This is a genomic window from Fibrobacter sp. UWP2 (genome assembly GCF_900141705.1).
Lineage (GTDB): Bacteria > Fibrobacterota > Fibrobacteria > Fibrobacterales > Fibrobacteraceae > Fibrobacter.
In genome coordinates this window covers 38,860-56,665 of the sequence record NZ_FQYM01000013.1, presented here as the reverse complement: position 1 = coordinate 56,665, position 17,806 = coordinate 38,860, and the positions used below count along the sequence as shown (strand labels likewise).

Annotated in this window: 15 protein-coding genes; 3 read left to right on the top strand and 12 right to left on the bottom strand. The window is 55.4% G+C overall.

The features are described 5' to 3' along the window. Position 1 precedes the first annotated feature (1 nt). From BUB55_RS07925 to thiL, 8 genes are all read right to left on the bottom strand, one after another. Positions 2-1,018: a hypothetical protein gene (locus BUB55_RS07925; protein WP_073189755.1), complete on the bottom strand. Its 1,017-nt coding sequence runs from the start codon at positions 1,016-1,018 to the stop codon at positions 2-4. Beyond that, positions 1,015-1,929: a type IV pilus biogenesis protein PilM gene (locus BUB55_RS07920; RefSeq protein ID WP_073189753.1), complete on the bottom strand. Its 915-nt coding sequence runs from the start codon at positions 1,927-1,929 to the stop codon at positions 1,015-1,017. The genes BUB55_RS07925 and BUB55_RS07920 overlap by 4 nt, the downstream gene beginning before the upstream one ends. A 36-nt stretch (positions 1,930-1,965) precedes the next feature. After that, the gene (locus BUB55_RS07915) at positions 1,966-2,424 is read right to left on the bottom strand and encodes a ComEA family DNA-binding protein (RefSeq protein WP_073189751.1); all 459 of its coding nucleotides are present in this window, start codon (positions 2,422-2,424) and stop codon (positions 1,966-1,968) included. 74 nt (positions 2,425-2,498) lie between these two features. After that, the gene (locus BUB55_RS07910; protein ID WP_073189749.1) at positions 2,499-3,212 is read right to left on the bottom strand and encodes a 3-deoxy-manno-octulosonate cytidylyltransferase; all 714 of its coding nucleotides are present in this window, start codon (positions 3,210-3,212) and stop codon (positions 2,499-2,501) included. Between the two features lie 13 nt (positions 3,213-3,225). Then, the gene (gatC, locus tag BUB55_RS07905; RefSeq protein ID WP_073189747.1) at positions 3,226-3,513 is read right to left on the bottom strand and encodes an Asp-tRNA(Asn)/Glu-tRNA(Gln) amidotransferase subunit GatC; all 288 of its coding nucleotides are present in this window, start codon (positions 3,511-3,513) and stop codon (positions 3,226-3,228) included. Between the two features lie 62 nt (positions 3,514-3,575). Beyond that, positions 3,576-6,008 carry an ATP-dependent helicase gene (locus BUB55_RS07900; RefSeq protein WP_073189745.1) on the bottom strand — a complete coding sequence of 811 codons (2,433 nt, stop codon included), beginning with the start codon at positions 6,006-6,008 and terminating at the stop codon, positions 3,576-3,578. An 86-nt stretch (positions 6,009-6,094) separates the two neighbouring features. Then, on the bottom strand, positions 6,095-8,011 hold the full coding sequence (locus tag BUB55_RS07895; RefSeq protein ID WP_234971858.1) for a GspE/PulE family protein: 1,917 nt from the start codon (positions 8,009-8,011) through the stop codon (positions 6,095-6,097). Between the two features lie 14 nt (positions 8,012-8,025). Continuing rightward, positions 8,026-9,006, bottom strand: coding sequence for a thiamine-phosphate kinase (gene thiL, locus BUB55_RS07890; protein ID WP_073189743.1), 981 nt, complete (start codon positions 9,004-9,006; stop codon positions 8,026-8,028). Between the two features lie 149 nt (positions 9,007-9,155). Here thiL and BUB55_RS07885 point away from each other — a divergent pair, with 149 nt between their 5' ends. Further along, positions 9,156-9,572, top strand: a complete 417-nt coding sequence (locus BUB55_RS07885; RefSeq protein ID WP_143152966.1) for a hypothetical protein — start codon at positions 9,156-9,158, stop codon at positions 9,570-9,572. A gap of 58 nt (positions 9,573-9,630) precedes the next feature. Continuing rightward, the gene (locus tag BUB55_RS07880; RefSeq protein ID WP_073189739.1) at positions 9,631-10,608 is read left to right on the top strand and encodes a hypothetical protein; all 978 of its coding nucleotides are present in this window, start codon (positions 9,631-9,633) and stop codon (positions 10,606-10,608) included. A gap of 19 nt (positions 10,609-10,627) precedes the next feature. Here the strand turns inward: BUB55_RS07880 and BUB55_RS07875 are convergent, their stop codons facing one another. Together BUB55_RS07875 and efp are read right to left on the bottom strand one after the other, a co-directional pair. After that, a complete protein-coding gene (locus BUB55_RS07875; protein WP_073189737.1) occupies positions 10,628-12,208 on the bottom strand; it encodes a sialate O-acetylesterase in 1,581 nt (526 codons plus the stop codon). Between the two features lie 274 nt (positions 12,209-12,482). Beyond that, a complete protein-coding gene (gene efp / locus BUB55_RS07870) occupies positions 12,483-13,067 on the bottom strand; it encodes an elongation factor P (protein ID WP_073189735.1) in 585 nt (194 codons plus the stop codon). 41 nt (positions 13,068-13,108) lie between these two features. Here efp and BUB55_RS07865 point away from each other — a divergent pair, with 41 nt between their 5' ends. Continuing rightward, on the top strand, positions 13,109-14,083 hold the full coding sequence (locus BUB55_RS07865; RefSeq protein ID WP_073189733.1) for a KamA family radical SAM protein: 975 nt from the start codon (positions 13,109-13,111) through the stop codon (positions 14,081-14,083). Positions 14,084-14,111: 28 nt separating this feature from the next. Here the strand turns inward: BUB55_RS07865 and BUB55_RS07860 are convergent, their stop codons facing one another. Then, complete coding sequence (locus BUB55_RS07860; RefSeq protein ID WP_073189731.1) at positions 14,112-16,280, bottom strand: fibrobacter succinogenes major paralogous domain-containing protein; 2,169 nt, start codon at positions 16,278-16,280, stop codon at positions 14,112-14,114. Positions 16,281-16,393: 113 nt separating this feature from the next. Beyond that, on the bottom strand, positions 16,394-17,806 hold the full coding sequence (locus BUB55_RS07855; RefSeq protein WP_159431945.1) for a BamA/TamA family outer membrane protein: 1,413 nt from the start codon (positions 17,804-17,806) through the stop codon (positions 16,394-16,396).

The window sequence follows — 17,806 nt, the reverse complement described above, 5'->3', positions numbered from 1 at the left end:
TTTACGGAACGACGAACATTTCGAGACGAATGGCAGACTGCATGCTGTTCTTCTTGGCGAACTTCATGTCGATCTTTTGCACGGCCATGCGAATCGGGGACTCGGCAAGGGCGACAAAGAGCGTCTGCAATTCGGGATAATCATTCGTCGTCGTCAACTGGTAGGTGTAGCGTTTGTAAACGCCGAAGTCTTCGATGGAGGGTTTGTCCAAACCATTGAACACTACTTTATTCGTACTCGCCAAGGTCTTGAAGGCCTTGACTTCGTCGGCCTGCTCGGCGGCGGTCACAAACTTGGTCACGGCATTCAGGTTGACGTTCGTAATGTTGAACACGCCGAATGCAGTAATGTCGGTAGCCGGGGCGTTCTCGGGAATCGGCGGCGTTTTGAATTCGCCGCTTACCGTCTTGAGACGTTCCAAGAAGCTGCGCTGCGACGTAGGCTTGGTCGCCACACCTCGCACGTAGTAGAAGTTCGGCGACTGGAACGAGCAATCCGAAAAACCGATGTCGTCGGGCGTTGCCGTGTTGAGGAAGGTCATGAACTGCGCCAACGCCGCACGCTGGAACGAAATCTTTTCCATCGGCAAGAACTGGGTGAAGTCGGTACGCTTGTTGTTGAACAAGACGGACGGATTCACCTCGCCCACCACCTGCTTGACCGAGAGCACTTCGCGCTGCTTAATGGCGGCCTCGGCGGCAGCAGCCTGCGCGGCGAGCGAACCACCGGCGGAGGTCATCTGACCAGACCCCAAGGTCAAGGCTGCGCGGCTCGGGTCTTCGGCACCAATCAGTTCAAGGTAAGGACCGGGCAAAATACCCTGCAGCGGCTTGGGAACGCCGCTCACGCTAATGAAGCAGCTAAAGGCAACAAACAGGAACAAAATGGCAAGCAAAACCGTCAAGGTCTTTTTCTTGGAGGTTTTGACCTGCGCGGCAACGTCGGTCACATGGACCGGGTTCAAGTTGTCCATAAGTGATTCGCGCTCGGCGGCATCAATCAAATTCAAATGAATCATACACCCTCCATCACATTCAAGGCAGTCCCGATGGCGCCAGCGCAGCACAGCACGGCGGCGGAATCCGTTTCTTCGACCGGGAGCCTCAAGTTAGAGAACGAGTCCATCAAAATCAACTGGTAGTCGGGGCAACGCTTGCGGAGGTCTTCCACGAACAGCGGGTCCATGGCCAGTTCACCGCAAATGTTGACCTGGTGAATATCCAACGCGGCGTTTTCTTCCTTGGCGAGGTTAATCTGGTTCATCACCTCGGCGGCAAGAATGTCGTAGGCCTCCTCGCGGGACTTGTTCACCAGCGGGAGCGTCGACACGCAACGGAGCCCCTGCAGGTTGTCCTTGGAGAGCCACATCAAGGTCACGCCCATGTAGTCGGCCTTGATGACACACTGCAAATTCTTGATGTTTTCGGCAACATCCATCAAATTCAAAAGCGAGAGCACATCCACTTCCATAGCCTTCGGGGCCAAAGCCTTGGCGCGGAAGCCTTTACGGAGGGCATCCACCCACTGGCGCCGGACCGCGATAAGGAGTACGGTGAGTCCAACCGAGGGTTCGCCTCTCAACACCTTGTAGTCGAGCACGTAGGCGTCCTTCTCGGCATTGGTAATGAGGCCGAGGTACCAGCGGAGGTAGTCGTCCAGGTGCTCTGCGGCTTCGGCAGGCACGTAGACCTGGCGAATAATGGAGCGGAACGCGGGAATCGCCACCGAAATGGATTCGACGCTCTCAATTTGGTTGGCTTCCATCCACCCCTGGAGGACCGTTTCGAACGTGTAGATGTCATCAATGGGGCTGGTTTCCGTTTCCAGAACAGCGGTCTTGAGAACGCGCTTTTCGGCGGACTCCAAGAGGGCGACTTTCAGGGAAGCATCGCCAACTTCAATACCCAGGTAAATCTTCGTATCACTCATATACTCAACGACTTATGAAAGTTGTACTCCCTAAAACTAATCAAAAATTACGCCCTGTAGTATACCCTCCAGCTTTTTCTTGCCAATTCCGGGCACTTTTTGCAGGTCCTGAGGGGTCAAAAAGGGTCCATTTTGCTCGCGAAAGGCAATTATCTTCGCGGCGAGCTTGGGACCGACCCCCTTAAGGGCGCAAATTTCGTCCAACCCGGCGGAATTGATTTTGATGGGCAAGTGGACTATTTTCTTTGATTTTTTTTGTTTTTGGGGTCTCGGGTGGGCATCCGCCCTCGGCGATTCCGCTAGCGCAGAATTTAATTTATCTGTAACCGACAGGGAGTCGGGCAGAGGCTCCACCTTCGCGTTCCAGTACTCCAGCTTCACGGGGTCGTCCTGCTGCTCTATGGCAGGGATTCCCCACGGAAGGATTCTCACGACAAGCCCCACCACGAACAGGGCGAGGGCAATGTGCAACACGTTCTTCTCAGCAGCATTCATCCGGCACCACCTTATTGGATACCGAATGTAGCATACTCGAAGCAAGCCTTGCGTTAAACAGGTTCAGCATTTCGCTATCTCCTGGACTTACGTTCTGTAATCAAGGCCTCCACCGCCTGGGCGTCCGAAGGCACGTCCACAGAAATGCTCGGGAACCGGCTCTGCACAATGCGTATCGGGCACCTGCCCAAAATGCGCATCTGCTCTAGCGAGCGTTCCAGTTCAACCGCGTTCTGCGGCAAGGAGGAAAACTCATCGCGGGAGCGCCTGGAGTAGGCGTAAATCCCTTGATGCTGGAACCAGCGCGGGGCTTCCTCCAAAGCCACCTCGCGGGTAAAGTCCACAGCGAGCCCACTTTGCACACGGACCTTCACCACCGTCTTGAGGGCGCACTCGGCGGGGTCGAGCGGGCAGGCGACCGTCACCCAGCAATCGGGGTGGGCGGCCAGGTCCTCGGCCACGTCGCTCAGCACCGAGGGTTCCACCAGCGGCTCGTCGCCCTGCAAGTTCACCACCAGGTCCAGGTCCAAGGCACGGGCCGCCTCGGCCACTCGGTCGGAACCCGTCGCGGCGGGGCCCGTCAAAATGAATTCAAAACCAGCCCTCGACACGACCTCGGCAATTTCTTCGCTGTCGGTCGCACACACAATGCGCCCAAAGCACTCCGCGAGCTGAGCCCGCTCCAGAGTGCGCACAATCATCTCTTTGCCTGCCAATTTAAAAAGGGGCTTCCCCGGAAAGCGAGAAGACCCCATGCGGGCCGGAACAATGCAGTGGACTGCGGCCATGGCGCGTAGCGAACTAACCGCCAATCACCTTGGGAATGGCGAAATGGTCGTTCTCTACAGCCGGGGCGTTGGCAAAGGCCTGGTCCAGGGAGAATCCCTGCACAGGCACGTCTTCGCGGAGGATGGTGGCACCGTTCTCGACGGCGGTCATCGGTTCCACGTTCGAAAGGTCAAGAGCCTTCAAGGCTTCCAAATGGTTCAGCATCTTGTCCAAGTGTCCCTTCACGGAATCGATATCGCCCTCGGCGACTTCGAGCCTGGAAAGCTTCGCCAATTTCAAGACTTCTTCACGTTCAAGCATAAAAACCTCAATTTTACCGCTATAAAATAATAAAATAATGAACAATTAACAATATAAGTTCTCTACAGAACTTCCAAGGCGGCGTACTTCAAAATAATCGTCCTCACGGTGCCATCGCCGTTAAAACGCACGTCCACGCGGGCATTTTCGCCGCTGCCGGTGCAGCGCACAATGGTGCCGACGCCGTACTTAAAATGGCGCACACGCACTCCCGGGCGGTACGGGTTCTCGCTGTACTCGTCGTAGACCACACGCGGGCCCGAAGGCACCGGCGGCTTGACCTTGATGGGGTTCCTGTACACAATGCGCTGGTCGTTTTTGCGGATAGAAGCTGGGACCGAGTGCGGCATGGCCGGGCGCGAACCCGAGCTGGGTCGGGAGAACTGCCCCACCGGAGCCGAATGGTAACGGATGGGGCCGTTGCCGTAGCCCGAGCCCGCATTGGAGCCGTAACCAAATGCAGGGCGGTCGTCTACGCACGGGGTGAACTCCACCACCGACGGGTCCAGTTCCTTGAGGAACCTGGACGGGGCAAAGGGACGGATGGTCCCTTGGAAAAAGCGGCGTTCCGCATGGTACAGATAAAGTTTTTTTTCGGCGCGGGTGCAGCCTACGTAAAACAGGCGACGTTCCTCCTCCATCTGCTCGCGCATTTCCTTGTCGGCGGCAAAGGCGGTTCCGCGCACCAGCGGGAAAATTTCCTCGTCGCAGCCGGCAATGTGAACCGTGTTGAACTCGAGGCCCTTCGCCATGTGGATGGTCATGAGCGTCACCATGCCCTTGGAGGTGTCCACCTTCTTGTCGCCGTCGGTCAAAAGCGAAATGTCCTGCAAAAACTCTTCCAAAGTCGCACCGGGGTGCTCTTCGTCAAATTCGCGAATGGCGTTCACCATTTCGTCCAAGTTCGCGATGCGTTCGTCCGCGGTCGCTTCGTCTTCTTTGCGCAAAAAGTCCTGATAGCCGGTCTCGTTAATAATGCGCTCGGCCAAAATCGGGAGCGGAGTCTCCCCCGCCGCGAGCAAATCCTTCCAGCCCTGCACCATGGCGGTAAAGCCCTTGAGCTTGGGGGCAGCACGGCCTTCGCCGTTGGCCTCGGCCACAAGCACCTGCCAAAAAGTCCCTTCGCCGTTGCGGACGCGTTCCAAAATAGTCTCGACGGTGGTCTTGCCAATAGCACGCGGCGGCGTGTTAATCACGCGCAGGTGGGCCGCATCATCCTTCTCGTTTGAGAGCAGGCGTAGGTAGCCCAAAATGTCCTTGATCTCTTTGCGGTCCCAAAAGCGGGTACCACCGAAAATCACCGACGGGATGCGGTTGTCGTTCAACGCCTTTTCAATCACACGGGATTGGGCGTTGGTGCGGTAAAAAATGGCAGTCTTCGAGTACATCTCGGGTCCCGCCACCGAAATCAGGTTCGCTATCTGCTGCGCCTCGCTGCGATCGTCCAGCAAATGGCGCACACGGATGGGGTCGCCAGCCTCCTCCTTCGAAAACACCTTCTTCTCCATCTCAGCTGGGCGAATATTATGGGCAATCACGGAGCCCGCGCCCTTCACAATGTTGCTCGTGGAGCGGTAGTTGCGTTCGAGTTTCACGATGGTCACTGGTGCAAAGTCCCGATGGAAGTTACGGATAATCTTGATGTTCGCGCCGCGCCAGCCGTAAATGCTCTGGTCATCGTCGCCCACCACCGTCACGTTGCGATCCTCGTTAATCAACAGCTTCAAAAGTTCGTACTGCACGTCGTTGGTGTCTTGGTACTCGTCCACCACCACGTACTGGAAACGCTCCGCCAATTGTTTAGCCAAGGTCGGCACTTTCTGCAGCATGAGCACCGTATTGAGGAGCAAGTCATCGAAGTCCATGGCGTTGGATTCCTGCAGGCGCTTTTGGTATTCGCTGTAATAGCGGGCGCGTTTTTCTTCGTCGGCGAACTCGGCGCGTGCCAACGCCACGTCGGGCGTTTGCAGCTTGGGGGATCCGCCCTCGTACAGCACCGTATTCTTGTAGCGCGAAATGGCGCCATGGAGTTTTTTGACCTCCGAAGCCTCGAAGTTGTCGCCCAAATCTTCCTTCAAAATGTCGCGAAGCAAGCGTTTTTGGTCGTCATCGTCGTAAATCGAGAAGTTGGCGTTGTACCATGTGCCGCCCATCGCCTTGACAACAAAGTCCTTGGAGAGGCAAAGCTTGAGTAGCTTGAGGCAAACCGAGTGGAAAGTCCCCATCCAGCTAAAGGGTAAGCGGCACCCGAGCAGCTTTTGAATGCGGTCCTTCATTTCGCGGGCAGCCTTGTTGGTAAAGGTCACCGCCAAGACCCTGTCGGATTCCACGTTGTGGTACGAGACCAAGTGGGCAATCTTGTATGTAATGGCACGCGTTTTTCCCGAGCCCGCCCCCGCCAAAATGAGCATGGGGCCTTCAATCTTTTTTGCCGCAGCCGCTTGCTCCGGGTTCAATTCCTTGTCAAGCACGCCAAAATCAACAACATTCGCCATTTTCAAAATCCAAAAAACATTTTTTTAGAAAGCCGTTCAAAGAACCGCCTCTCGCAATTTCGTTTTGTATAAACAAACTAATTAAATCAATCATCCGCAGCAGAAGCACCCACCGCCTGTTCCAGCGTGGTGAGCCCTTGCAACGCCTTGTTGATGCCGTCCATGCGGAGCGTAATCATGTCGCACTCCTTCATGGCGCAACGCTTGATTTCGTCGCCCGAGGCACGGCGGATCACGAGGTTACGCACCGATTCGTTCGGCACGAGGAACTCGTAAATACCGCAACGACCCTTGTAGCCCGAGCCATCGCACTTTTCGCACCCCTTGCCGTGGTAGAACTGCATGTCGGGAGACAGGTGCAATTCTTCGCGCAAAGAATCCGAGACTTCGACAGGCTCCTTGCAGAACTTGCAAATGCGGCGCACAAGGCGCTGCGCCAAAATGCCCTTGATGGCGGTAGAAACCAGGAACGGTTCCAGGCCCATTTCGAGCAAACGCGGGAACGAACCTGCGGCGTCGTTGGTATGGAGCGTACTAAAGACCAAGTGACCCGTCAATGCCGCTTCGATAGCCATTGACGAAGTTTCCTGGTCACGCATTTCACCGATCATGATGACGTCAGGGTCCTGACGGAGCAAGGCACGAATGCCCGCGGCAAACGTAAACCCGGCCGCATTGTTGATCTGCCCCTGGTTGACGCCGTCGATGTTCAATTCGACAGGGTCCTCCATGGTAGAAATGTTGATGGTACTGTCAAGAATCTCTCTAATGGAAGCGTAAAGCGTGGTAGACTTACCGGAACCCGTCGGACCGGTCACAAGGATAATGCCGTTCGGCAAGTTAATTGCATCGATGAACTGCTTGAGCACGCGCGGATCAAAGCCCATCTCCTTGAGCGGGAACTGACCCGAATTCGGGTCCAAAATACGCATAACGATCTTTTCGCAAACGCCGCGCTTGCGCAAAGAAATCGGGAACGAGCTCACACGAAGGTCCACCTCGGAGCCTTTGTAACGCACCGTGAAACGACCATCCAAAGGTTTACGCTTTTCTGCAATATCCATCTTGGAAAGTAGCTTGATACGCGAAAGGATCTGCGGCATAAGGCGTGCCGGAATCGGCGGCTGCACTTGCAGGTCACCGTCAATACGGTAGCGGAGCTTGAGGAACGTCTCTTGCGGTTCCAGGTGAATATCGGAAGCATGGCGGGCAATGGCCTCGTGAATGAGGGTCGTCACGATTTTCACCACCGCGCGACCTTCTTCGTCGGTCAATTCCGGTTCGTCATTCCCGCCCTGACCGCGTTCCACGGTCTCGAGTTCCTCGCCGTCCTTGGTCTCACCAATCAGTTCAGCCAGGGATTCCTCGGCAGGACCATGACCTGCGAACACACGTTCAATGGCCTTTTGCACATCGGCTTCGGAAGCCATCACCACGTCGACTTCCATCTTGACCTTGAACTTCACGATGTTGATGACGCGCATGTTGGTCGGGTCCGTCATGGCAAGCGTCAGCGCCACGCGCTGCACGCGGCGGGCGTCCTCGGTCTTGGAGACAAACAGCGGCACAACCTTGTAGGCCTTGCACAAGTCTTCGGGCAAGTAGGTATAGGCTTCGGGATCGATGCTGAAGCTATCCAGCTTCACATAGGGAACTTCGAACTGGCGAGAGAGAATTTCAATCAGTCGGTCCTCGGGCATGTAGCCCAGTTCCACCAGAGTGCGCCCCAGGCGCTTGCCCGTGATCTTTTGCGTTTCAAGAGCCTTCTCGAGCTGTTCCTGCTTGATGTAGCCCTGCGCCAACAGCATTTCACCAATGCGCATCTTGGTAGTGGACTGCATCTGCACGCCCAAGATACTCGTGAGCGTATCCTCGCTAACCATCCCGAGGCGCACAAGAATCTTGGCCAGCGCCATCCCCGTGCGCTTGTGTTCCGACATCGCGTGAGCCAACTGGTCTTCGTCCAGGACGCCCTGACGAAGCAAGAGCTCACTCAAATTCATCTTAGCATTACTTATCATAAATGAGACCAAGCCTGCGCTTTAATGATTTGCTTTTCCCCGTTTTGGCGCACCATGCGGACCTGGTTCCCTGCGGTTACCGACCCGACCCGGTGTACTCCGAACGAGGACAATTCTTTTTGAAATATATCATTTTTATAAGAAGTAGTGAACAAAAGTTCGTACTCCTCCCCGCCGTTCAGGGCGAAATCCATAGCGTCCAAACCGTAAAATTCGGCCATTTTGCGCACTTCGGGGTCAATGGGGAGCAAATCCTCCTCGATTTCCATACCAACGCCCGACGAAAGGGCCAGGTGGTTCAGCTCCGAGCTAAGTCCGTCGCTAATGTCCATGGCGGCACCCTCCACACCCGCGTCCACCAGGCGGGCCCCAAAGTCCTCCTTGATCGCGGGGCAAAGGTGATATTCGACCAAACTAGCGAATTTGTCCTTATCCTGAGGCTTATTCATCAAAATCCAGAGCCCCGCCGCCGACTTGCCGAGGGTTCCACTCACATAGACGCTCTCGTCGGGTTTCGCCGCACTGCGCAAAAGCACGGTATCCGTCACCAGCTCGCCCAAAAGCGTCGTCGAGAACGCGCCCTCGTCGCCCGAGACCGTGTCGCCGCCAATCAGCGCAATGCCGCGCCTGGCAAAGCCCTCCGAAACCGCCTTTACAACGCGGTCGCGGGTCTCGGCGCTCCAGTTCTTGTTGACGCAGAGCCCAAAAAGCGCGAATCGCGGGCGTCCTCCCATCGCCGAGATGTCGGAGACGTTCGAGACAATGTGCTTTTCCACCGCCTGCTCGGGGCTCGACCAGTCCAGCCTGAAATGGGTATTCTCGACAGAGAGGTCCTTCGTCACGAGCCAGCCGTCAAAAATGGCGCAGTCGTCGCCCACATCTAGCCACCCCTTGAAATGGGGAGACTGTTCGACAAATTCCGCTCGATTTTCGAGAATTTTGCGGACCAAATTGAATTCGCCTAGGTTCGGAAACATACCAAGAATGTAGCAATTTATTCCCCGGGAAAAACATCTTGGCGATTTTCTGTGGATAAGTCGGTTACAAGTTTGTCATAGAAAATAATTTTTAAAAATAGGCGATTTATTTATCCACAAAACGGTCTAAATAACCTATTTTTACGGCCGTGGGACACATTTTCTTTATAACGCCATCGTCACCGGGCAGCCTCGACAAGATGAGCCAATGGACTCTCCGTTGGTTGCTGCAGAACGACATGGCCGAAGACTCCACCATGTACACCTGCAATTCCATCGAGGACGCGCAGAACATTCTGGAAACCGCCCTTATCGAAGGCGAATCCCCCGCCCTCATCATCTTTGACCACGCGGACCACGCCAAAGAGGTGAACCTCAAGTTCAGCAAAAAGCTCCACGAGGCCATCCCCGAATCGTGGATTGTGGAAATCGTCCCCGACGACATGCCCATCGAAAAGAGCGACGGCAGCCTCTACTGGATCCGCCGCCCCGTGAACGAAGACGAATGGGCGCAGACCCTGGAGCAGGTACTGCTCCGTACCCCCACCCCGCAGTGGGCCGAATAACTAGTTCGGCGTTTTGAGTTCCGAGTTACTACTAAATAACTAATACTAAATTCTACACATGATTAAAGGTGTAAGTTATTTTGGCGTGCGTTCGCCCAAACATGTTTTGGCCGACATGGCCGACATCAAGGCGGCGGGTTTCAATGCTGTACTCCACACATGGAGCGAAGAAGACCAGCAATACTACTACGGCACAATGAAGGACATCGTAGACGGGAGCGCCGCTCTCGGGCTCCAGGTTTACGTGAATCCCTGGGGCGTTGGTCGCGTGTTTGGCGGCGAAGCGTATTCGGAACTCACCGCACGCAACCACGACATGTGCCAGGTGGGCGTAGACGACAAGCCGAAAGTTGCCGCATGCCCGAACCATCCGGAATTCCGCGCCTACATGCACAAGTGGATTGAAACGGTCTGCGCGACGAAGGTAAGCACGATTTTCTGGGACGAGCCGCACTTTTACTTTGAAAAAGGCGGACTCGAAAAATGGAGTTGTCGTTGTGAGAGGTGTCGGGAAAAGTTCCGCTCCCGATTTGGCTACGACCTGCCTGCAGAACTCACCGACGACGTGAAAAAGTTCCGCGAGGATTCGCTTATCGACTTCCTGAAAGAAATGACCGAAAAAGTGCACGCCCGCGGCAAGCGCAACTGCGTGTGCATGCTCCCGCCATGGTTCCCTGCGGGGCTCGACGACTGGGGCCGCGTTGCAGGCCTTGCAAGCGTCGATGAAGTTGCAAGCGACCCGTACTGGGAACGCGGCGCGACCGAGGAATGGGTCCGCGGGAAGTATGCGGAAACCGCCAAGAAACTTGTAGATGTCGCCACCAAGTACGGCAAGGCCGTGCAGATGTGGATCAAGGCATACCAGATAGAGGCGGGCCGCGAGAACGACCTCGCCATCGCCGTCGAGGAAAGCCGCGCCGCAGGTATCGACAACATCTTCGCGTGGAGCTACCGCGGCACCGAGACGCTCAGCTGGCTAAAAAGCGACAACCCGAACGAAGTCGCCCGGGTGTTTAGGAAATCGCTCGATCTCTAACGGAGCGCGCGAACGCTAATTACTTCGTCACGCGTATCGTCGCAGAACCTGCGCGGGATTTTGCGATGAACATGCCGCCCGTTTTCACGAGGGTTTTCGCGCTGGCCCGTAGTTCCTGCATTCCAGAGGCCCGCACCGTTCCAAGATAGTTGCCATTCATGTCAAACATGCGGTAGCTTTCGGTTCCGGTCGCATGCGATAGCGCAGGCCTTACAAAGTCTGTGCATCCGTCAACGCAAACGATTTCATCTTCTCCGAACACAAAGTAATCCACGTCCATCCAGGAACCGGTCACCGTAAAGCGCAATATGTGTTCGCCCGCGGGGAGGTTCACCGTCGCCCGTACCTTGTTATAGTCGTCGTAGTTGTCCTCGCCTTCGTTTTTCGGGACAGAAATCACATCCGTGATGTTCTTGCCGTCGAGCGACATCTGGAAGCCCGAAGTCTCGTTTGCGGATGCAACCGCCGCCAAGAAAGCGTACTCGCCCGCTTCCTTGACATTCACGCTGTATTCGAGCCATTCGCCTTCTTGGTTGTAGCCCACGATGTAGCCCGTCGCCTTCTTGTAAATATCGACGCCCGTACCTTCGCGGTAATTGCTGCCGCCGTGGTCTTCGGAATCGTTTTCCTTGTAGGAGTCGTTGCCCGAGCCGACACCCGGGATGTCGAAGTCTTCGGCCTCGATCTTGCCGGGAATTTCAAACGGTTTGTCCTTGAACGGCTTCTGCGGTTCGGGAACTACCGGAGCGCGGTTGATTGCCTTGAGCATCTGCTCCGCATAACGTTTGCCGAACGTCACGTAGGCATCGTGACCGAAGTGGTAGCGGTCCACGCCGTTGCCGTCAAGGCCTTCGGACGACGCGTAATAGGTATTGTCCATCGAATTCGGGAGTTTCGACACGCGGTCGGAATAGCAGCAGCCCGAACGCAGGAGTTCGCCCGCCACGAACGGCACCGTGTCGGAACTCATGTCGAGCGCCTTGAGGATATCGTCGCGGGTCTTCTTCACGATTTTCGGCCAGTCCGAGTAGCCGCCGTCGGTTTCGCCCTGGTGGAAGATGAACCCCTTGATGACGCCCACCTGCTGCGCCTTCTTCGCGATATCGATAATCGTCTTCGTCACGTTGCCGTCGCTCGCGTATTCCTTCGCGTAGTTCTTGAGCCAATCCTCCGCCGTAGAGAGGTAACTCGCATATTGGTCCTGGTCAAAAAGCTTGATGCTTGCGCCGCCCACCGCAACCGGGATAATCCCGATGGTCACGTCCGGCATGCTGTCGGCCATCGTGCGCCCAAACCAGTCTGCAATAGAAATCGTGTTGCCGCAGTTGAACAGCGAGGGTACCGCCGGGTAAACTTCGCCGATGGTGTTTCGGCCCTTGCCGCTACACTTTTGCGAGGCAAAAATCTTGAAGCGCGGGTTTTCGACCTTGTCGGCGTTTTCGGCATTGGCAGTGCCGCCCATGTTGGACTGGCCGTACGCGATATAGATGTGGAAATTGGGGTCCGGAGCGGCCTCTGCAGGCATAGAGCCGAACACAATGAAGCCCACGGCCAAGCACGCCACAGGCATGAATCGAGAGAGTTGTCTAAACATTCCCATACATTCTCCTTTCAAACAACACTCTAAATTTACCCTCCAAAACGCGAAAAGGGCACCCAAAGCGCCCTCATTCCATAGACAGATTGTCAATGCGTAGACAAGGGAGGGCTCTGCCCTCAAATAAAAAGCCCCGTCGCATGGACGAGGCAAATTCACAACGACGAACGAGCGGTCGCTCCTGTGAGCAACAAAGCCCTCGGGTGTTAACCGAGGGCGGTTGCGAGAGCGAGTGAGGAAGCGGAGGTTCCGCACCCGAAACGACGAACGAGCGGTCTTATTTCGCGCGTTCGAGGTAAGAACCGTCGCGGGTATCCACGCGGATCTTGGTGTTGTTCTCGATGAACAGCGGGATCATCACCTTGGCGCCGGTTTCGAGGATGGCTTCGCGCATCACGTTACCGCTGGTGTTGCCCTGCACTGCCGGAGGAGCTTCCACAATCATCAGGTCGACAAATGTCGGCGGGATGACTTCGATCGGCAAGGTAGAACCGCTCTTCGGGTCCTTCCACCAGGTGACTTCGACGGTAGCGCCGTCAAGCAGCCACACTTCGCAGCCGTTCAGGGATTCCTTCGGGATTTCCATGGTTTCCTGGGAATCGTTGTCCAGGAAGTACCAGGTGGAACCGTCGTTGTACAAATACGTCATCTCGGTGTAGGTCACGTCGGCTTCTTCGACGGTATCACCGCTCTTCCAGGTGCGTTCGAGCGTGCGACCCGTCACCAGGTTCTTAATGCGAACACGGTTGAAGGCCTGGCCCTTGCCCGGCTTCACGAACTGGTTCTCGATGATTTCGTACGGCTGGCCGTCGACCATGATTTTTAACTTCTTGCGGAATTCGTTGGTGCTTACAGTACCCATATTATCCTCTTGTTGATTTTGATTCTAAATTTAGCAATATAATGGAAAGCCCCGTAACCGCATTCACGCAAATTTCTGACTTTTTGGAGTATCTCAGCGACGATTTTACCGCAAACGAAGCCGTCGCCGGCACCCTCGCGGGGCTAGACCGCAACCCAAAGTTCCCGTTCCTGTGTTCCAGGCATTACGCCGACCTTATCAAGAAGGCAAGCGAGCCCGCGGCACTGCTGCACGAGATCTTACCGACAACGGAAGAACTAGCAAGCGTCCCCGGGTTCGTGGACGATCCCGTAGGAGACCTGCCCGCGGGCAAGGCGGAAAGCATCATCCAGAAATACGACCGGCGCGCCCTGATAGTCTCGACCGCCACCTGCGGTGCGCGTTGCCGCTTCTGCTTCCGCAAGAACTACCCGTTCCAGAACAACCCCGACGTGGCACGGCAGGTGAGCGACTGGCTCGACACGCATAACGACATCTGGGAGGTAATCCTTTCGGGAGGGGACCCGCTGACGCTTGGCCCCGGTGCCTTCCGCGACCTGGCGGAGGCCATCGCGATGCACGGCTCGGTCACGACGCTCCGCATCCATACGCGACTCCCCGTAATGCGGCCCGATGTGGCGATGCAGCATTTCGAGTTGCTCCGCGAACTGCCCGCCCGCTTCGACTGCGTGCTGGTATCGCACGTGGACCACCCCGACGAACTCGACGAAGAATCACAGGCCGTATTCGGGCAGCTCAAGTACTGCGGATGGACGCTACTCAACCAGAGCGTGCTGCTAAAAGGCGTGAACAACAACGCCGATACGCTCGAAAAACTGAGCCGCAGGCTGTTCGAGCAGGGGGTTCTCCCCTACTACCTGCACCAGCTGGACCACGCAAACGGAGTCGCCCATTTTGAAGTAAACGACGACGAAGCCCGCAGGCTCATCGCCGAAATCCGGACTAGACTGCCCGGTTACCTTGTCCCGAAACTCGTGCGCGAAATCGCGGGCGAAAAGAGCAAAACGCCGGTATAGCGCCTTCGGCGCAGTTAGTAGTTACTAGTTACTCTTCTTCTTCCGGCTCGGTCTTTACGCAGCGGAGCGAGAATCCGCGTTTCTTCTGGTTGTATTGAGTCGTATAGAAGCCCATGGCCGTTTGGCGGTAATCAAAATACGCATACTTCGCCCCTGTAACCGTTTTCGCTTCATCGGAAGTCCAGAAGTTTGCAAAATAGCCGTCATCGTCGAATTCTGTCTGGCTATAGTCATCATACGGATCTGCAAATGCTCCGTAATAGGCCCCCGTCGGAATCACCGAGAATCCATAGGGATCCGTCGACACCTTCACACTCGAATAGGTCGTCCAGCCCTTCGATGACTTCAGGAGCCCCGAAGCCCCATCCACCTTGTAGACGTAATTGCTCAGCTTATACCATTCCGTAGAATCCGGGACATGCCAGCCATCGGGACAGATGCCCTGATGCGGCTTTTTAACTTCTTCGGCGGCAGATGTCGTCAGGTATGAAGACGACAAGTCCATGGCCGCCGTCCACGTATAGAGCCTTCCGCCCATATTGCAGTTCTTATCGACATTTTTATAGCACCAGGCGTTTCCGACCAGGTTGTCATTATCCTTACTATAGTAGTTCAGGTTTTCGGCCATCCAGGTCTGGGTGCCGACAACGACCGTCCTGTATTCCTTCCCGTCGCGGGTATCCTTAAACTTGCCGTATTCCACCTCGCTATTCATGTAATGTTCTGTCGGATAATCGTAAAGGGTCGCAGGGCGCCAGTAACCTTTACCGCCATCGCATATATAGGTGGAAGTAGAGGACTCGGGCTTCATGAATTCGCCCGACTTCTTGGCCGTACACGAGGCTTGGTAGAGTTTCTCGGTCGAAAGCATTAGGCGCCATACGCCATCTTCACAGACATAGTAATTGCCCAGGTTCGCACTATTGCCATCTTTCAACTGCATAAACTCGCCATCCTTACTGTCGGTACAGGTGCCAAAGCCATAGGCTTCGCCCACGAAGAGGCTTATATACTTTTCGAAATCGGGAACCGGTTTCTTAATTTCTTCGAGCATCTGGCGAATGCCGCTCGTCCCGTACGAATAGGACATGATCCAGTCGGCCATGGCGACTCGGGTCTTTTCGCTGTTGTCCCACGTGCCGTCCTCTTCGATGTTGTCGGCAATGCTCGTTAGGCGGCTAAGCAAGTCGGCTTCCGTAAGGTCGCCCTGCAAAAGGATCGAGGCCGCAAGCATCTTGGCGTCATCCTCGGTCGTCCCGAAAATGGACAAGTCCTCAAAGGAATGGTTCGCCCCGCCAAAATCGAACGCCTTCATGAGTTCCTGTTCCGCAGCAGCCTTTGCCGCAGGCACATTCTTGTACTTGCCGCTCTGGGTAAACAGATACACGACACGCTTGTAAATCAAGTGCATCAACACGTTGATATTTGCACTTTCACGGTCCTTCAAGTCGACAATGCCACGCAACGTTATGGTTCCGGTAGAATTCTTGAATATGTTTTCGTTGTAGTAACTACCGCTGACCTGCAACTGCGCATACTGATTCGAAAGCGTCACCTTGGGAGAAGTAAAGCCACCCTTGTCATCGGTCACTTCCCATTCAAAGTTCGTACCCGTAAGGTCAAGTTCGTCGTCGAGTTCGGACAGTCTGACAGTACTCCCGGCCAGGAACGGTCCCTTTTCGGCAACACCCTTGAACGTCTGCTTGCTAATAGCGACCGTCTTTACCGTTTCTCCAGCGCCATTCACGCTGGAACTCGATTCAGGAACCTTGCTTGAGCTGGACTTCGCAGAACTGCTAGACTTGTCGCCAGAGTCTGTAGAATCGCCCTTCGAAGAAGAACTGCCCTTGGAATCCGCAGAATCGCCCTTGGACGAAGACGAATTGTCCTTGGAATCCGAGGAACCTTTCTTTGACGAAGAGGATTTTTCGTCATCGGAATCGGACGATTCCGGTTCGCCAATGTCTTCCCACTTTTCCTTGTGGCACAAGAAATTGTGCTCTTCGTCTTCGACGAAGATGATATCGCCGTCCCTATCGGAATTACAGGAACCCAGATCGTAAATCGATTCTACGCTGGAGCCATCCGCAGGGTAACTGTCGGACTTGACGAAGCTATCAGAAGAGTCGTCTCCGCTACACCCTCCCAAAAGCATGACAAGGGTAATCGGCAACAGGGCATAAAGGTTCTTTTTCATATGGACCTCGATTTATATGGACCTCAATTTATTTGCACCCATTAATATATGTTCTTTAAGAGAAAAAGCAACTAAGTAGGCTTACCCTTCTCCGCAAAATGCGGAAAATCACACTAGAACAGCGTTTTCAAGCCGAAACCGATAATACCGTCAAGGTAATTTTCGCCATTTCGCAGGGCATAGTACAGGTTGACACTCCAGCTGCCCCGGTATTGCGTAAAGCCCAGACCGTAATTCTGTTCCCGAGACCAGCCGTGGCCCGGGTTCATTCGGCGGAACAGTCCCGGCTGGTAAAACGCCTCGATACTCAGGTCGTAGCCGTCTTGCCACAAAAGCGCGAGTTCGCTAAAGCCGTAGGAACGGGTCCGCAAAAAGCGGTAGGGCATGCCCTTGAAGCTGTCGAGCCCGCCGAGGGTGAACAAATCCGCCCGCTTAAGCGAAGCGTCTGTCGGGAACACCCCGCCAGCGGCTCCGGTAAAGCGGCTGATGAAATTGCCATATAGCGGGTAGTAGGCCACTGCTGCCGCAGCCGCGGTCAAAAAATTATCCAGCGAATCGGGGCGGTCCATTTTCCATGTAGCCGCAGCATTCAAGCGCCAGCCGCTGCGTGGCAGCACGAACCTATCCAGCGAAACATAGCTCATTTCGAAGGACGAATGCTTGTCGTCTTCACTGATTCCGAAATAAACGCCTACCGTAAAATCGAAACCGATATCGCGCGTAACGCCCACCTCGCCTACCACCGTTTTCTCGACTATTTCTCCGTACTCCCCGGTGGAATCGTCCAGCGTCTCGACGATTTCTTCGTCGTAATTGCCGCGGAGCACCACATTCCAGGCGGTTCCCAGCACCCAGGGTTCCTTGTAACTTCCAATCAAATGGCGCGAGTCCTCACCGGTGAAGCCCTCGAGCATCAGGTCGCGCGCCGTGCCAGCGATGTTATAGAGATTCACGTCGACCTGGCCCTCCCACACGTTTCCGTCGCTGGAATACGTGAGCAGCCCCTCGGCCTCCGAGATGTTCGCCTTGCGCATGCTGTAGACGGGAATAATGCGGTTGCGCACGGGGTCTCGAAATATTTTTACGGGCGCCGTCTTTTCGAAGTAGCCCACGCGCGCGAGTTTGCGTTCGGAGCGTTCCAAGTCGGTGAGCGATACGGCGGCACCTTCCTCGATTCCCGAGAGACGCCGAAAAACCTCGGTTTTGGTCCCCGACGAATCCATGTTCTCGGGAGGAGCCCAAACGAAGGCGGAACCGCGTTCTAGGCGCAGTTCAAGGAGGCGCGACGAGCCATCCCCGCGCAGGTTGCCAAAGACGCGTGCCGCGACAAAGCCCTTGTCTTCGTAGTAGCGTTCCAGTTTTGCGGCAAGGGATTCCCAGGCATCGCAGGGATTGCCGCGGGCAGGCGCCATCTGCGATTCGTCGAAGGATTCGTGTTCCCCCACCCATACAACGCTGTCGACAGTACACACGTCGCCACCCTTCGCCAGCGCGAAGGCAGCCAAGAGCAGTATGTATACCATCAT

Bases quoted from the DNA above. Each gene is read 5' to 3' on its own strand.
- BUB55_RS07925 (WP_073189755.1), bottom strand. From the start codon at position 1,018: ATGATTCATTTGAATTTGATTGATGCCGCCGAGCGCGAATCACTTATG.
- BUB55_RS07920 (WP_073189753.1), bottom strand. From the start codon at position 1,929: ATGAGTGATACGAAGATTTACCTGGGTATTGAAGTTGGCGATGCTTCC.
- BUB55_RS07915 (WP_073189751.1), bottom strand. From the start codon at position 2,424: ATGAATGCTGCTGAGAAGAACGTGTTGCACATTGCCCTCGCCCTGTTC.
- BUB55_RS07910 (WP_073189749.1), bottom strand. From the start codon at position 3,212: ATGGCCGCAGTCCACTGCATTGTTCCGGCCCGCATGGGGTCTTCTCGC.
- gatC (WP_073189747.1), bottom strand. From the start codon at position 3,513: ATGCTTGAACGTGAAGAAGTCTTGAAATTGGCGAAGCTTTCCAGGCTC.
- BUB55_RS07900 (WP_073189745.1), bottom strand. From the start codon at position 6,008: ATGGCGAATGTTGTTGATTTTGGCGTGCTTGACAAGGAATTGAACCCG.
- BUB55_RS07895 (WP_234971858.1), bottom strand. From the start codon at position 8,011: ATGAATTTGAGTGAGCTCTTGCTTCGTCAGGGCGTCCTGGACGAAGAC.
- thiL (WP_073189743.1), bottom strand. From the start codon at position 9,006: ATGTTTCCGAACCTAGGCGAATTCAATTTGGTCCGCAAAATTCTCGAA.
- BUB55_RS07880 (WP_073189739.1), top strand. From the start codon at position 9,631: ATGATTAAAGGTGTAAGTTATTTTGGCGTGCGTTCGCCCAAACATGTT.
- BUB55_RS07875 (WP_073189737.1), bottom strand. From the start codon at position 12,208: ATGGGAATGTTTAGACAACTCTCTCGATTCATGCCTGTGGCGTGCTTG.
- efp (WP_073189735.1), bottom strand. From the start codon at position 13,067: ATGGGTACTGTAAGCACCAACGAATTCCGCAAGAAGTTAAAAATCATG.
- BUB55_RS07865 (WP_073189733.1), top strand. From the start codon at position 13,109: ATGGAAAGCCCCGTAACCGCATTCACGCAAATTTCTGACTTTTTGGAG.
- BUB55_RS07860 (WP_073189731.1), bottom strand. From the start codon at position 16,280: ATGAAAAAGAACCTTTATGCCCTGTTGCCGATTACCCTTGTCATGCTT.
- BUB55_RS07855 (WP_159431945.1), bottom strand. From the start codon at position 17,806: ATGATGGTATACATACTGCTCTTGGCTGCCTTCGCGCTGGCGAAGGGT.